This is a genomic window from Methylotenera sp. E1MeOHC1 (assembly GCF_058745595.1).
In genome coordinates, this window is record NZ_CP196025.1 from 2,264,594 (window position 1) to 2,278,002 (window position 13,409).

A 13,409-nucleotide genomic window follows, 5' to 3' on the forward strand; every position below is an offset into this window, starting at 1 on the left:
GTCGGCCATCTTTTTTAATTGAGCGTATCAATTGGGCAGCCATCATGAAAATTATTACTAATTTAACCTCTAAAGAGCACATGAGTTTTGATATAGCAATCGTGACAGATACGGCACGTACGCATGAAGACATTAAGATTACAAGGATTAAGAGATTACATAGTGATAAGTTATTTACCAATGTAAAAGAGGTAATGATAGATCACGAGAACGAGACTTATATTTTACGTGTTACCAAACAAAATAAACTAATACTCACTAAATAGGTGCGGCATGGAAAAAAATAATAAGCAGGAGCTAGCCATGAACGATGAGGCGTCATGCTCGCGTGTTTTGTTATCAAAAAATGAAATAGGAAGAGTAGTGTTTTGTGAAGGATGCAGTGTGGCTGAGTTGGAAATTGGCGCCATCAGTCTGCGTATAGAAGGCGGTGCACTAAATTCGTTAAAAATGCTGCTGGCAGATGCGGCAACCAGGTTGACGCTATATCAGCAAGAACAAGCCGTATATACCAAGCAAACCGCCGTTAATTATAACGTTCACTAGTGCGCTCAACTAAATAAAATCAATAACATAGCTAAGAGTTGGTCAATAAATTTATTGACAAATCTAAATGATAACAATTATCATTGTGCTTCGAGTTTGTTGGTGTGTAAGCATCTAAAAACTTAACCGAATATTAAAGTTAGATGAACGATGCTTAACGATAAGAAAAATGCACCTAAACTTGCGCAGGTTTCTCCAGTGAGAGAAACCACGAGTGAGGCTTTATTTGCCGGTGCGCGTGAGTTGGTCATTAAGCATTTTGGTGAGGATTACCGTTTAAGACTCACTAACCAAGGTAAGTTGATTTTAACGAAGTAGCGCTGACGGTAACTGATGAAAATTGGTTTTTTCGCAATAGGATAGGAGGAAGGTATGGTGTCAAATTCAGAGTTGGTGGTGAATCCTCACTTCTTCTTGGACCCGGCTGCGAGCAGTGTAGAAGGTGCTGCTAAGTTAAATGTAAAACCTGCGCCACTTAAGAGCTTCGCCAATGCCGCATCTTCAGATGAAAACAAAGTTTCTTACAAGATGTTGGTCACGGTGGTGTTGCTGCATATGACAGGCTTAGTTGGCATCCTTTATACCAAGCCAGAAACCGTAGAGCTAGAAAAGCCACAGACGCCGATGATGGTGAGTCTGGTGAGTCATGTAGAAAATATGCCAGAAGAAAAACCATTGCCAGTGGTGGAGCAAAAGCCGGTAGTTAAGAAGGCAGTGGTTAAACCGCAAAAAGTGGTAGAGCAACCACGCGTGGTCAACGATGATGCGGCGAGAAAAATCGAACAAAAAGAGCCAGTAACGACAGAGAAGGTGGAAACACCGGTTGTTGCTGAAAAGACACCTACCGATGTACAGCCGGCGGCAAAAGCTAGCGAAGCTGTGGCTGAAGTGGCAAAGGCAAAAGCAGCACCTGAGCCAGCGATAGAGCCACCAAGTTTTGGTGCCGCTTACTTAAATAACCCTGCGCCGGCTTACCCTATGTCAGCAAGACGTATGGGCGAGCAAGGCAAAGTATTGCTCAAAGTGTTAGTGTCTGAAGATGGTAAAGCCTCTACTGTGCAAGTGGACAGAAGTAGTGGCCATAGCAAATTAGATGAAGCAGCAGTTGAAGCGGTTAAAAAATGGAGTTTTGTACCGGCCAAACGTAGCAACAAGCCAATGAGTGCATACGTATTAGTGCCAATCAACTTTTCACTGAATAGTTAAGCCATAAGATTAAGCCGCAAGATTTAGACTATAAGATTAATGAACAGATTACATATGAAGCGAGGTAAATGATGCAAAACGGGTATGAATTTAATAGTTGGGAATTTATCACGGCTGGCGGACCAGTTTCTATGCTGGTGGCTTTGGTGCTGTTGGTAATGTCTGTTGCCAGTTGGTACTTTATTGTGACAAAAAGCATCGCTGTATGGCGCACACGTAGTGCCTATAAAGCTTACCTAGCTGCATTTTGGCAAGCACCAAGTTTAGCGGCTGCGGTAAAGCAAGGTCAGCAAGCCTCTGCTACCGGCATGGCAAGATTGGCAGAAAAAGCAGTACTAGCGGCTGAGCATCATAAATTGCACGCAGCTAAAGCCGTGGATATTGTTGTGCAAGACGAATTTGTCGCACGTGCAATGAACCGCAGTATTGCTGAAGAAGCTGCACACATGGAAAGTGGCCTTACCGTGTTGGCGTCTGTAGGCAGTGTGTCTCCATTTGTAGGTTTGTTTGGTACGGTTTGGGGTATTTACCACGCATTGGCAAGCATTAGCTTAAGCGGTCAGGCAACTTTGGATAAAGTAGCAGGCCCGGTAGGTGAGGCGCTGATTATGACGGCGTTTGGTTTGGCTGTAGCGATTCCTGCCGTATTGGCGTACAACGCAATTGTGCGTAGTAATCGTGCGTTATCTGCTGAGTTGGAAAAGTTTGGTTATGAGTTGCATACTTTGATTATTACTGGTGCGGTAATGAGCACTAAACGTGATGCGCATAAGCATAATGATGCTGCGCAACAAACTATGCATGTAGTGGGTGCATCAGCATGATAGGGTCAGGTAATAACGCAGGTGTTTCATCTCATTCAGCACCTATGTCTGAGATTAATACAACGCCATTAGTCGATGTGATGTTGGTGTTGTTGGTGATATTTATTATTACTGCTCCCTTGCTCACGCATGCGGTAAAGATTGATTTACCACAAACCAGCAGCCAGCCTATTCCTGAAAAGCCTGAAGTGATTTCAATTGCGATTGATGCGGCAGGCAAAATGTATTGGAATGATGCCGCGTTGGTAGAGGGTGAGTTGAAATCAAAATTACAGCAAGTGGCGCAGCAGAAGCCACAACCAGAGCTGAATATACGTGCAGATAAAGAAACGCGTTATCAGATTTTGGCTGAAGTGATGGCAGATGCACAAAATGCAGGCGTCAGCAAATTAGGCTTTGTGAGCGAGAGTAAGTAGTTGCTTACTTAATGAGTTGGAAATGGCGCAGTAGTTACTGCGCCATTTTTTTGTGCATATTTATATACGCCTTGGGCTGGATGTATTTGTAATCTGCATGCTATTAGCACTCAACTCACTACCCGCAACTGATTAGGTAATCTGGCGTCAGATTAATGCTGACGTTCACAGTTTTGTTACCCATGATTTAATTCTGATCGTGCCTTTTTGATCACTTTCATCGCTGCTGATACGCCTAGGCTTGCCATGATTGCCGCCACAACCAGATCAGGCCATGCACTGTTGCTCCCCCATACGCCTAATGCGGCTATTATGACGGCAATATTTCCGATTGCATCATTTCTGCTGCACAACCATACCGACTGCATATTGGCGTCCCCATCGCGATAGGCATAGAGCATCATGGCAACGCTTACATTTGCCAGTAGGGCGATAAACGCGATCAAGCCCATTGTCTCAGCCTTAGGTGTTGTACCGTGCATCATCGACCATACGCTAATGCCTAGTATTAATAATCCAAAGCTACCCATCGTTAACCCTTTAAGCAGTGCCGTACGCGCGCGCCAAGCAAGGCTAGTGGAGAGCACAGCTAAAGATACCCCGTAGTTCATGGCATCGCCAAAGAAGTCGATTGCGTCCGCCATGAGAGAGACCGACTCAGCATTGATGCCACTAAAAACCTCTACGATAAACATTGAGGCATTGATGACTAACGCAATCCACAGTATCTTCCGATATTGAGGTGTTAAGTGTTCGCCACTGCTGCATTCGCTGCTAAAACAATCTTTAGCCATGAGTGTCTCTCTTAGTAGCTAACTAGCATGGGTTCCCATCATGCTAGTTAGCAGCCTCTTAAAGCAATCTGATGTTAGCTTGTTGAATAGTAGACTAAGGTTGTTGCACAAGGTTTGCACTATCCGCATGTGCGCAGGTGGTTAGATAGGTTTACTGATAACGTAAGGCCTCAATCGGGTTAAGCATTGCCGCTTTGCGTGCCGGGTAGAAACCAAAGAACACACCAATGCTTGCGGCTACCCCAAAGGCAATGGCGACAGAGTTTGCCGAAATAATAATCTCGGCTTTAGTGATAGTGTTCACCATGATGGCTCCGCCTACCCCTATTGCAATGCCGATTAAGCAGCCGACAATCGAGATAACGATGGCTTCTAACAGGAACTGCAATAAGATATCGCGCTGACGTGCGCCAATTGCCATGCGTATGCCTATTTCACGGGTGCGTTCTGTGACTGATACCAACATGATGTTCATGATACCAATACCACCCACCAGTAAAGAAACCGAAGCAATTGCTCCTAGCAGTAGTGACATTGTGCGAGTTGTTTCCGCGGCGGAGTTGGCAATGGCCGTTAGGTTGCGCACCGAAAAGTCACTTTCAGCACCTTCGCGGATGTTGTGACGCTGGTTCAGCAAGCTATTCAAACCTTCTTCCACCATGGTCATGGTGTTGTCAGACTCCGCCTGCACCATGATTTGCCTGACGCTTCCCGGCAGTTGGTTGCCAAAAAGTTTACGCTGTGCGGTGGTGAGAGGCACGATGATGGTATCGTCCTGGTCGCGACCGTCTAAGGTTTGGCCTTTGCTATCCAGAACGCCTAAAACCACAAATGGGCTTTGTTTGATGCGGATAGTTTTACCGATAGGGTCAATATTTTCGCCAAATATATTTTGGGCTATGGTTTTGCCTATCAGTGCTACACGGGTGGCTGAGCGTAGGTCTGATTCAGAAAACGCATAGCCGTCACTTAAATTCCAGCCGCGTATTTCTAAATAGCTGGGGGTGGTGCCGATAATGTCGGTATTCCAGTTGTTACTGCCGAACACGATTTGTGCCTTGCCCATGGTCACTGGTGCAACGCCAATAACACCGTCCAACTCAGTGGCTGCATTTGCATCTTTTACATTCAGTGAAGGTGCGTTACCTGTGGCTGACCTAGCGCCGCCGGCGGTTGGTGGGCCTGACAGTACAACAAACAGATTGCTGCCCATCGCGCTGATAGAGCGTTTAACCGCAGCCTCTGCACCTTGGCCAATCGCCATCATCAATACCACGGCACTCACACCTATCACCATGCCTAACATGGTTAAGAACGTGCGTAAGCGGTTTGCGCCCATGGCATGCCATGCTTCACCTAGCATTGCAGTAAACATTAAATAGCCTCACTAATGGTTTGCGTGGATGTCATGCCAATTTCCTTGGTGCGGGTATCTTGCACAATTCTGCCGTCTAAAAAGCGCACTTGGCGGCTGGCATGTTCTGCAATGTCTGCCTCATGGGTGACTAATACGATGGTGATGCCTTCTTGGTTGAGTTCAGAAAATAGTGCCATGATTTCTTCGCTAGTTGTGCTGTCCAGATTGCCTGTGGGTTCATCCGCTAAAATGAGCCTAGGCTTGTTCACTAGCGCGCGTGCAATGGCTACTCTCTGCTGTTGACCGCCAGAGATTTGGTTGGGGCGTGAATTCAGATATTTAGCCAGACCTACTTTTTCTAACAACAACTTAGCACGAGCATGACGCTCAGCTTTATCAACGCCAGCATATACCAGCGGCAACGCAACGTTATCCAGCAGGCTAGAGCGCGCCAATAAATTGAAGCCCTGGAACACAAAGCCTATGGTTTTGTTGCGCACTTGCGCCACCGCATTTTGCTCCATATTGGCAACTGGGTGACCATCTAATATGTACTCACCTTTGCTCGGTTTATCCAGGCAACCCAGAATGTTCATAAACGTGGATTTTCCCGAGCCAGAGTGCCCCATAATGGCTACGTAATCACCACTTTCAATGCTTAGGTTCACATCCTTTAGCACGGGGAACGGCCCTGCTGCCGTCTGGTAATCTTTGTATAGCTGATGGACTTCAATAACGCTGTTTTGCATGGTTGATATCCAATCTAGAACATTCTAGGCCCGCGCATATTGCCGCCAGACTGTGCTTGTCCATTGTTTTGCAACTCAGCCACAATCACTTGCGTACCTACATTGATGCCATGTGTTTTTAAATCTTGGCCGGTAATTTCGGTATTGCGTCCATCGGTAATGCCGGTGTGCACTTTAATTGCTAAAGGCTTGCCATCTTTTAAGATATAAATGCTACCAGTGTTAAGGTCTGAGCCTTTGTTCCTTTTTTTACGACCACTCGCATTTTTGCGTGGTTCGTTTTTCGCACTGTCTGCAGTGCTGTCGTCTAATTTTGGTTTGTAGCGTAATGCCGCGTTGGGTACCAACCATGCCTGCTCGCGCTTGGCAACGCCAATGTTCACGTAGGCGGTCATACCTGGCAGTAATAGTTGTTCGTTGTTATCAACCGAGATCACTACATCGTAAGTGACTACATTTGAGGTGTTGGTTGGATTAAGCCGCACTTGTTTGACTACGCCCTCAAAATTACGGTTTGGGTATGCGTCCACATTAAACTTGGTAACTTGTCCCACTTTGATATTGCCAATATCGGCCTCAGCAAAGCTGGAGTTAATCTGCATTTTTGATAAATCCTGTGCAATTTTAATCAGCGTTGGCGTTTGGAAGCTGGCGGCAACGGTTTGCCCGACGTCTACCACACGGTCTACCACCACCCCTGAAACCGGTGAGCGGATAATGGTGAAATTCAGGTTGGTTTGGTCACGTGCCAGCAAGCCGCGTGCGCTGTCCAACTGTGCTTTGGCCGACTTCAATACTTGCACTGCGGTATCTAACTCCTGTTTTGATACATACTCTTGGGCATATAGCTGGCGTATGCGTTTTTCATTGGCCTGTGCTAATTCAACAGATGCTTGATTGTTGCGCACACTCGCTTGCGATTGGCTAATTTGCGCCATAAATAGCGAGTTATCCAGCTCCAAGAGTACCTGATCTTTTTTAACGGCATCATTAAAGTCTACATACAACTTTTTAACGATACCGGAAATCTGTGTACCCACACTCACCAGTGTTACTGGGTTGAGTGTGCCGTTTGCCGATACGGTCTGCTCGATATCGCCCTGTGTAATTTCCGATAAGCGATAGGTATCAGCCGGGTTGCTTTGGTGCGTACGCTCATAATAGAAATAGGCGGCAGAACTTAATGCGATGAACGCAATAATCAAGATGATGTTTTTAAATAGTTTCATAGCGGGCTAATCTATTGATGGAATATTATTGGTAGGCAAGGCATTAACGGATGCGCTTGGCAGTGACTGAATCATGGCATGATCCAATGAGCCCATCGCCTGGGCTAATGTAGCGCGTGTAATATTGGCGTTAAGCGCGGCCTGAATTTGCTGTTGATGCGCACTGGCTAAGGCACTTTGTGCATTAAGCGTATCAATAATATTACCTACGCCTGCCTTATAGCGCCCAAGTGCTACGCGGTAAGACTGTTCTGCGCTTGCTACTAACACTTCGGTAGCGCTCACAGACTCCAGTGCGGTACGTAGGTTCTGGTAAGCCGTCCATACATCTAATGAAATTTGCAGCCGTAAACGGTCGCGCTGTGCCGCACGTAAATCTGCAGTCGCTTCGGCAGCACGGATTCTGTAGGTTGGGGCGTATCCATTAAACAGTGGGATTGCCACCGTCAAACCCAAGGTTGAGTTGTTGCTGGTTGCCAAGCTAGAGCCATCTTGCAGGTTGTTGGACATGGAAACCGAAATGGTAGGCTTTGCTGCGGCCTTGCTCGCATCAATGCTGGCTTGCGCTGCTTTAAGTTGCGCTTCACTGGCAATTAGGTCGGGGCGGCGCAAACTGGCTTGCTCTATCAGTAAATTAACATCGCTTAATATGTTGGCGGATGGCGTGGAGGTGTTACTCACTAAGCGTATTTGCTGATTGGCAGGTAAGCCCATGACATTTGCCAAAGTGCCATAAGCGGTTTGCAGGCTTCCCTCGTTGGTAATGCGTGTCAAGGTGAGTTGTGCGTAAGCGGTTTGCGCCTGCAATTTATCTGCGGGGGTTGATACGCCAGCGTTGTATCTGGCCTCTGCGGCTTTAAAGCTTTCGTTACCGGCACGTTCCGCTTGTAATGCAGCCTCTACCGCAGCGGTCTTGGCTTGTACTTGATAGAACGCAACGGTGGCTGCGAGCAGCACACTTTGTACTGTGCTGCTTTGGCTAGCGCTGGCTGAAAGCAATAATTGGCGCGCGCTCTCTAAATTGGCATTGCGGTTTCCAAAGTCATATAAGAGGTAGCTTGCCACCAGACTATTGCTTAAATTTAAGTTTGGGTTGCTGCGTGCTGCTGATTCTGGGTGCAGTACGCTCAGATTAGTGCCAATGTTGTCGGTTAACGTAGGCAGGTAAGCTGATTTGGCAATGCCTAGCTGCGCTGCCTGTACGCGGGCGCTGGCCCAAACTTCACTGGTTTGTGGGTTATTGCACAAGCTGGCATTAGCAACCTCTGCCAAAGTGAGGGGTTTGGCAAAGTCTGACGCAGATAGCTGCTCAGCGCACGGTGCATCAGTTGACTGATAGCCATCCGTGAGTTTTGGCAATGCAAATAGCTTGGTTTGCAGTGGGTCGTTTTGCTGGGCGTGCTGATCTTGGTACCAGATGCTATCTTCAGCAAAAGCCTGATTAGTGATTAGCACTAAGCTAGCCACACATAAGCGTATGTTTATATTGGTCTTTGGCACAATGTTATATTGAATCACTTTTGAGGTTGAGGTACATGATGCAAACTTTATCCCTAAGCAGTCAGTATCTTCATCGCTGAACATGACTGATTAATGATTATGAAGCTAATCATACATAATAGTTGCAATTCTAAATGAGAACAGTTATCATTAGCGCTTAATTTACTTAGTTTTACATTTGTAAGGCATATGTAAAGCTTAATTAATCTTTTTTAGCCAGCCAGTAAGTGTTGCACATGCAATAGACTTAGTTAGCCAGCGATTGACATTTATCATTAGGATACTAAAGCATGATGTTGACACAACATAAATCACTGACACAAAAATCACTGTATTTAGCAGTGATGTTGGCTTTACCAGCTGCAAACGCAATTGCAGAAGAAAAAGCGCCAGAAGCAGCGCCGCAACAAACACTAGAAGAAGTTCAGGTACAAGCTGCCACAGTAAAAGAGATTGGTGGCTACCAAGCAACAAAAACCCGCGTAGGCAAAGTGTTGCAAGATCCACAAGATGTTCCGCAGGCAATTACTTCAGTGACGCATGACTTAATGCATGACCAGCAAATTAGTTCACTACGCGATGCATTGCGCAACGTTTCTGGTTTAACTTTTAACGCGGCTGAAGGCGGCCGTGGCGGCGACAACTTCAATCTACGCGGCTTCTACACCTTCGGTGATATTTACTTAGATAATATGCGTGATACCGCGCAATACTATCGTGAAACATACAACTTGGATCAAGTGGATGTGCTACGTGGTTCTGCAGCTATGCTGTTCGGTCGCGGTCAAGCGGGTGGTGTGATTAACCAAGTGACTAAGATGGCCAAGCTTGAAGATAAAAACACGGTTACTGGCAGTTTGGGCAGTTACTCTTACCACCAGCTTACTGGTGACTTTAATAAGAAGCTAGGCGATACCACAGCGATTCGTGTCAATGTGATGGATAGGCATGAGGAAAACTATCGTCAGAATCCAGCGACTGGCGATAGGCCTGAGATTGATCGTCAAGGTATTGCAGTTAGCTTTGGTACTGGTATCGGTACGGATAACGAGTTTTATTTGAATCACGTGTACACACAAACACGTGATGTGCCAGATTTTGGTATTTCATTCTTCAATAAGCGCCCAGCTAATCGAACTGTTGCAACGGGTAAAATTGATGACAAGACTTTCTATGGCGGCAATCAAAACTTTGATAATAGCGATACGCGTGTCACTACAGGTATTTTTACCCATAAGTTCTCGGAAGATACACAAATCCGCACCCAGCTGAGAAGTGCAAGCTATGACCGTGCGTATTGGGCAAAGACGCCACATCAAACAGCTGCCAATGCAGTGCCTACTAATGATTCATTAGTGCTGGGTCAGAACCAGGCACGAAAAGCAAGTTACGATACATTGAATTTGCAATCAGACTTCAGCACCAAATTAAATTTGGCGGGAATGAAACATCAAGTATTGGCAGGTGTTGAGTATTTGAAAGAGGACTCATATCGTCAGAGCCTGAGAAATATAGGAACTGCATCTGTGCCTGGCTACACTGAAAGCCAAGTAACAGGGGTAGCAAATAAATTTGATGCGGATAACTACGCAGTTTATGCACAAGATACGATTGAGTTTGTAAAGAACTGGGATTTGTTAGTGGGTCTACGTCGTGATGAAATGAAGGCTGATTATTCAAGTACAAGAAATACACATTTAAATTATGGCGAGAATAGTTACCGTACTGGTTTGTCTTGGCACCAAACACCAGATAGCCATTACTATGTTAGTTTTAGCGACTCATTCAGCCCAACTGCAGACTTGTATCAGCTGACAGTGGCACCATTACCACCTGAAAGAAGTAAAACCGTTGAGTTGGGTGCAAAATGGCTATTCTTGGACGGAGATTTATCGTTCCGTACAGCGCTATACCGTACAACTAAAGACTGGGAACGTAGTACTGATTTAGAAGCTACCGCAAGTATCCTTACTAAAAAGCGTCGTACCGATGGCCTAGAGTTTGAGCTGGCAGGTCATCTGACAGATAACTGGGAAGTGTTTGGTGGCGTTGCATTTATGGATGCTAAAATCCTTGAGGTGGCCCAAAATATTAGTACTGGTGGTGCTAACGGGCCCGCAGGGACTGTTTACAGCGCTTACGCAGGATACAAAGGCCAACGCGCACGTAATACACCGGCTATGACTGCCAATTTGTGGACAACCTATACCATCGCTGGCAACTGGAAAATCGGTGGTGGTTTTGAGGCTAAAGGCGAACGTACTGGTTATAACCCAAGTGGTGCTGCAGGTACTAACTTTGTGAATGGTGCATTCAAGCCTAATGTGGTGCCAGGCTATACTCGCTGGGATGTAATGGCTGCTTATGAGGCAAAAAAATGGGCGGTACGTTTAAACGTGAAGAACTTGTTTGATAAAGTCTATTATGGCGATGTTTATGATAACGGCGCCTTCCTGACTCCAGGCAACAGTAGAACCGCAATCTTAACAACTGAGATCAAGTTCTAAGTTGTTATGCTAAAAAAGCCATGAGTAGCCCTCATGGCTTTTTCTGTTTATGATTTGATTTTTTAATGCTAGTTAAGGGCGCAACTTACTTGTGCGCGCCTAATAATTGAATTAATTTCGTTGATAAGTAGTCGATAGCATAGCGGTGATTAAATCACTGTCACCATTACAACCTCGCTCACCTGTGGGCTGAAACTTAATTGATATAAGGATATGAATATGCGCGTATTGTTCGCACTATTGGCTTTACTCCCTATTTACGCACACGCATCGGCAGATTGCCCTGTGCACCCAAAAGAAGAGTGGGCATCAGAAGACACACTTAAAAAAGCGTTAACCGATGAAGGTTATACCATCAAAAAATTTAAAGTAGATGGTAATTGCTATGAGATGTATGGCCGCAATAAAGATGGTAAAAAGGTAGAAATCTACTTTGATACCAAAACCTTGGCAATTATCAAGGCCGAAGGTCTTAAAGACTAACCCAAAGTCAGTACAATCTAACAATTAGCGCCATCTAAGGAATTCGTATGTTGCAGCATGTGCCTGATGTATTAACGGCTGAAGAGCTAGTAGAAGCGCGGCGTTTACTAGCCAACGCAAGCTGGGTCGATGGCCGAGTCACCGCGGGTACCCAGGCTGCAATTGTGAAAAATAACCAGCAGTTGCCGGAGAGTGCACCAGAAATACGCGCCCTCAGGCAATTAGTGCATATGGCACTTGGCCGTAATCCACTGTTTTTCTCCACGGCACTTCCATCTAGAGTTTTACCGCCATTTTTCAACCGTTATATTGGTCAAACCAATCATTATGGTTTTCATGTCGATAATGCGATGCGCATGATGCCAGATGGAAGCGGCTATGTGCGTGCCGATGTCTCTGCGACTTTGTTTTTATCAGAACCTGATGAATATGAGGGCGGTGAGCTCATGATAGAGGATACCTTTGGTCGCCATGCATTCAAGTTAAAAGCAGGCAGCATGGTGGTGTATCCATCCTCTTCTGTCCATCAAGTGACGCCGGTGACCAACGGCGCGCGGGTGGCTTGTTTTATGTTTATTCAGAGCATGGTGCGTGACGCTGAAAAACGTCGCCTGTTGTACGACATGGATATCTCGCTGGCGCAGCTGCGTCAAACGGTGGGAGAGTCTGAGGCTGTCGTGCATCTAACGGGGGTGTACCATAATCTTTTACGCTTATGGGCTGAGTAATGGCTTTGCTAAGCAAGTTGACAGCGATTCCGCCCGGTATCCAAACCGCAGAAGATTATCTTGCGCATGCCCAGCCAAGATTAAGCCCAGAGGTTTTGCATTACCTTGAAGGCGGCTCGGGTAAAGGTATCAGCCTAAAAGCCAATTTAGATGCATTTGATCATGTGCAATTGATGTCTAGGCCGTTGGTGGATGTAAAGGGTGGTCACACACGCCTCAATTTATTTGGGCAAGATTTTGAGCATCCCTTATTGCTAGCGCCAATCGCATACCAGCGCTTGTTTCATGATCATGGTGAAAAAGTGAGTGCCATGGCCGCCAATGCGCAAGCTGGGCAAATGGTCGTCAGTAGCCTTGCCAGCCAATCGCTAGAAGAAATTATCGAGGCGGCAGCTCAGCCTTTATGGTTCCAGTTGTACTGGCAGGGTGATCGGTCACGTACTTTGCGTTTGCTCAATCGTGCATTATCCGCAGGTTACAACGCAGTGATGTTTACTGTGGATGCGCCTGTTAAACAGGCCGTTATGGAGCTACCTGGCGGCGTGCGCGCGGTGAACCTGGAGTCTCCATTGTCACAGCCGCCTGTGCAAGGCCATCAAAGCTTGGTGTTTGATGGCTGGATGACGCAGGCGCCGAACTGGGATGATGTCGCTTGGTTGCGAGATCAAATCAAAGTGCCAATGCTTGTGAAAGGTATATTGCATGCTGAAGATGTGGCAAACGTCTTGCGTCTGGGTTGCGATGGCTTAGTGGTTTCCAATCATGGCGGACGTGTGTTAGACGGTGTGCCTAGCAGTCTTACCGTGTTGCCTGAAATTGCCAACATGGTTGCTGGCAAAGCTTGCCTGCTTTTTGATAGCGGTATTCGCCGTGGGCAAGATGCATTTAAAGCGCTAGCGTTAGGTGCCGATGCCGTGATGATTGGCCGCCCTTACATTTGGGGACTCTCTGTTGCGGGTGCGCTAGGCGTTGCTCATGTGATACGTTTGATGCGCGATGAGTTGGAGATGACTATGGCGCTTTCTGGGGTTGCTACTTTGGCTGATATTAAGTTAAGTCACCTATCTTGA

General features: G+C 46.3%; 15 protein-coding genes. 10 read left to right on the forward strand and 5 right to left on the reverse strand.

What is annotated here, in order from left to right:
* The first annotated feature begins 80 nt into the window (after positions 1-80).
* The 6 genes from ACSSU7_RS10625 to ACSSU7_RS10650 all read left to right on the forward strand — a co-directional run bounded on the left by ACSSU7_RS10625 (position 81) and on the right by ACSSU7_RS10650 (position 2,992).
* Positions 81-266 (forward strand): hemin uptake protein HemP, encoded by a 186-nt coding sequence (locus tag ACSSU7_RS10625; RefSeq protein ID WP_492516451.1) that lies wholly within the window; start codon positions 81-83, stop codon positions 264-266.
* A 7-nt stretch (positions 267-273) separates the two neighbouring features.
* Positions 274-546, forward strand: a complete 273-nt coding sequence (locus tag ACSSU7_RS10630; RefSeq protein WP_492516452.1) for a hypothetical protein — start codon at positions 274-276, stop codon at positions 544-546.
* 150 nt (positions 547-696) lie between these two features.
* A complete protein-coding gene (hemP, locus tag ACSSU7_RS10635; protein WP_492516453.1) occupies positions 697-864 on the forward strand; it encodes a hemin uptake protein HemP in 168 nt (55 codons plus the stop codon).
* Positions 865-918: 54 nt separating this feature from the next.
* Positions 919-1,752 (forward strand): energy transducer TonB, encoded by an 834-nt coding sequence (locus ACSSU7_RS10640; RefSeq protein WP_492516454.1) that lies wholly within the window; start codon positions 919-921, stop codon positions 1,750-1,752.
* Between the two features lie 71 nt (positions 1,753-1,823).
* Entirely contained in the window at positions 1,824-2,576 is a 753-nt protein-coding gene (locus tag ACSSU7_RS10645) for a MotA/TolQ/ExbB proton channel family protein (protein WP_492517793.1), read from the forward strand.
* Positions 2,573-2,992 (forward strand): ExbD/TolR family protein, encoded by a 420-nt coding sequence (locus tag ACSSU7_RS10650; RefSeq protein WP_492516455.1) that lies wholly within the window; start codon positions 2,573-2,575, stop codon positions 2,990-2,992. Before ACSSU7_RS10645 ends, ACSSU7_RS10650 begins: the two co-directional genes overlap by 4 nt.
* A gap of 176 nt (positions 2,993-3,168) precedes the next feature.
* On the opposite strand, the gene ACSSU7_RS10655 is transcribed toward ACSSU7_RS10650, so the two are convergent.
* From ACSSU7_RS10655 to ACSSU7_RS10675, 5 genes are all read right to left on the reverse strand, one after another.
* Complete coding sequence (locus tag ACSSU7_RS10655; protein ID WP_492516456.1) at positions 3,169-3,786, reverse strand: cation efflux transmembrane domain-containing protein; 618 nt, start codon at positions 3,784-3,786, stop codon at positions 3,169-3,171.
* A gap of 151 nt (positions 3,787-3,937) precedes the next feature.
* Positions 3,938-5,161, reverse strand: coding sequence for an ABC transporter permease (locus ACSSU7_RS10660; RefSeq protein WP_492516457.1), 1,224 nt, complete (start codon positions 5,159-5,161; stop codon positions 3,938-3,940).
* The gene (locus ACSSU7_RS10665; RefSeq protein WP_492516458.1) at positions 5,161-5,892 is read right to left on the reverse strand and encodes an ABC transporter ATP-binding protein; all 732 of its coding nucleotides are present in this window, start codon (positions 5,890-5,892) and stop codon (positions 5,161-5,163) included. Before ACSSU7_RS10665 ends, ACSSU7_RS10660 begins: the two co-directional genes overlap by 1 nt.
* A gap of 14 nt (positions 5,893-5,906) precedes the next feature.
* A complete protein-coding gene (locus tag ACSSU7_RS10670) occupies positions 5,907-7,121 on the reverse strand; it encodes an efflux RND transporter periplasmic adaptor subunit (protein WP_492516459.1) in 1,215 nt (404 codons plus the stop codon).
* A 6-nt stretch (positions 7,122-7,127) separates the two neighbouring features.
* Positions 7,128-8,705: a TolC family protein gene (locus ACSSU7_RS10675; protein ID WP_492516460.1), complete on the reverse strand. Its 1,578-nt coding sequence runs from the start codon at positions 8,703-8,705 to the stop codon at positions 7,128-7,130.
* Between the two features lie 206 nt (positions 8,706-8,911).
* Here ACSSU7_RS10675 and ACSSU7_RS10680 point away from each other — a divergent pair, with 206 nt between their 5' ends.
* The 4 genes from ACSSU7_RS10680 to ACSSU7_RS10695 all read left to right on the forward strand — a co-directional run bounded on the left by ACSSU7_RS10680 (position 8,912) and on the right by ACSSU7_RS10695 (position 13,409).
* Positions 8,912-11,128, forward strand: coding sequence for a TonB-dependent receptor (locus ACSSU7_RS10680; RefSeq protein ID WP_492516461.1), 2,217 nt, complete (start codon positions 8,912-8,914; stop codon positions 11,126-11,128).
* 219 nt (positions 11,129-11,347) lie between these two features.
* The gene (locus ACSSU7_RS10685; protein WP_492516462.1) at positions 11,348-11,611 is read left to right on the forward strand and encodes a PepSY domain-containing protein; all 264 of its coding nucleotides are present in this window, start codon (positions 11,348-11,350) and stop codon (positions 11,609-11,611) included.
* Positions 11,612-11,658: 47 nt separating this feature from the next.
* Positions 11,659-12,339 (forward strand): Fe2+-dependent dioxygenase, encoded by a 681-nt coding sequence (locus tag ACSSU7_RS10690; protein ID WP_492516463.1) that lies wholly within the window; start codon positions 11,659-11,661, stop codon positions 12,337-12,339.
* Complete coding sequence (locus ACSSU7_RS10695; protein ID WP_492516464.1) at positions 12,339-13,409, forward strand: alpha-hydroxy acid oxidase; 1,071 nt, start codon at positions 12,339-12,341, stop codon at positions 13,407-13,409. The genes ACSSU7_RS10690 and ACSSU7_RS10695 overlap by 1 nt, the downstream gene beginning before the upstream one ends.

Bases quoted from the DNA above. Each gene is read 5' to 3' on its own strand.
- ACSSU7_RS10630 (WP_492516452.1), top strand. From the start codon at position 274: ATGGAAAAAAATAATAAGCAGGAGCTAGCCATGAACGATGAGGCGTCA.
- ACSSU7_RS10645 (WP_492517793.1), top strand. From the start codon at position 1,824: ATGCAAAACGGGTATGAATTTAATAGTTGGGAATTTATCACGGCTGGC.
- hemP (WP_492516453.1), top strand. From the start codon at position 697: ATGCTTAACGATAAGAAAAATGCACCTAAACTTGCGCAGGTTTCTCCA.
- ACSSU7_RS10685 (WP_492516462.1), top strand. From the start codon at position 11,348: ATGCGCGTATTGTTCGCACTATTGGCTTTACTCCCTATTTACGCACAC.
- ACSSU7_RS10665 (WP_492516458.1), bottom strand. From the start codon at position 5,892: ATGCAAAACAGCGTTATTGAAGTCCATCAGCTATACAAAGATTACCAG.
- ACSSU7_RS10640 (WP_492516454.1), top strand. From the start codon at position 919: ATGGTGTCAAATTCAGAGTTGGTGGTGAATCCTCACTTCTTCTTGGAC.
- ACSSU7_RS10695 (WP_492516464.1), top strand. From the start codon at position 12,339: ATGGCTTTGCTAAGCAAGTTGACAGCGATTCCGCCCGGTATCCAAACC.
- ACSSU7_RS10675 (WP_492516460.1), bottom strand. From the start codon at position 8,705: ATGTTCAGCGATGAAGATACTGACTGCTTAGGGATAAAGTTTGCATCA.
- ACSSU7_RS10680 (WP_492516461.1), top strand. From the start codon at position 8,912: ATGATGTTGACACAACATAAATCACTGACACAAAAATCACTGTATTTA.
- ACSSU7_RS10670 (WP_492516459.1), bottom strand. From the start codon at position 7,121: ATGAAACTATTTAAAAACATCATCTTGATTATTGCGTTCATCGCATTA.
- ACSSU7_RS10650 (WP_492516455.1), top strand. From the start codon at position 2,573: ATGATAGGGTCAGGTAATAACGCAGGTGTTTCATCTCATTCAGCACCT.
- ACSSU7_RS10655 (WP_492516456.1), bottom strand. From the start codon at position 3,786: ATGGCTAAAGATTGTTTTAGCAGCGAATGCAGCAGTGGCGAACACTTA.
- ACSSU7_RS10660 (WP_492516457.1), bottom strand. From the start codon at position 5,161: ATGTTTACTGCAATGCTAGGTGAAGCATGGCATGCCATGGGCGCAAAC.
- ACSSU7_RS10625 (WP_492516451.1), top strand. From the start codon at position 81: ATGAGTTTTGATATAGCAATCGTGACAGATACGGCACGTACGCATGAA.
- ACSSU7_RS10690 (WP_492516463.1), top strand. From the start codon at position 11,659: ATGTTGCAGCATGTGCCTGATGTATTAACGGCTGAAGAGCTAGTAGAA.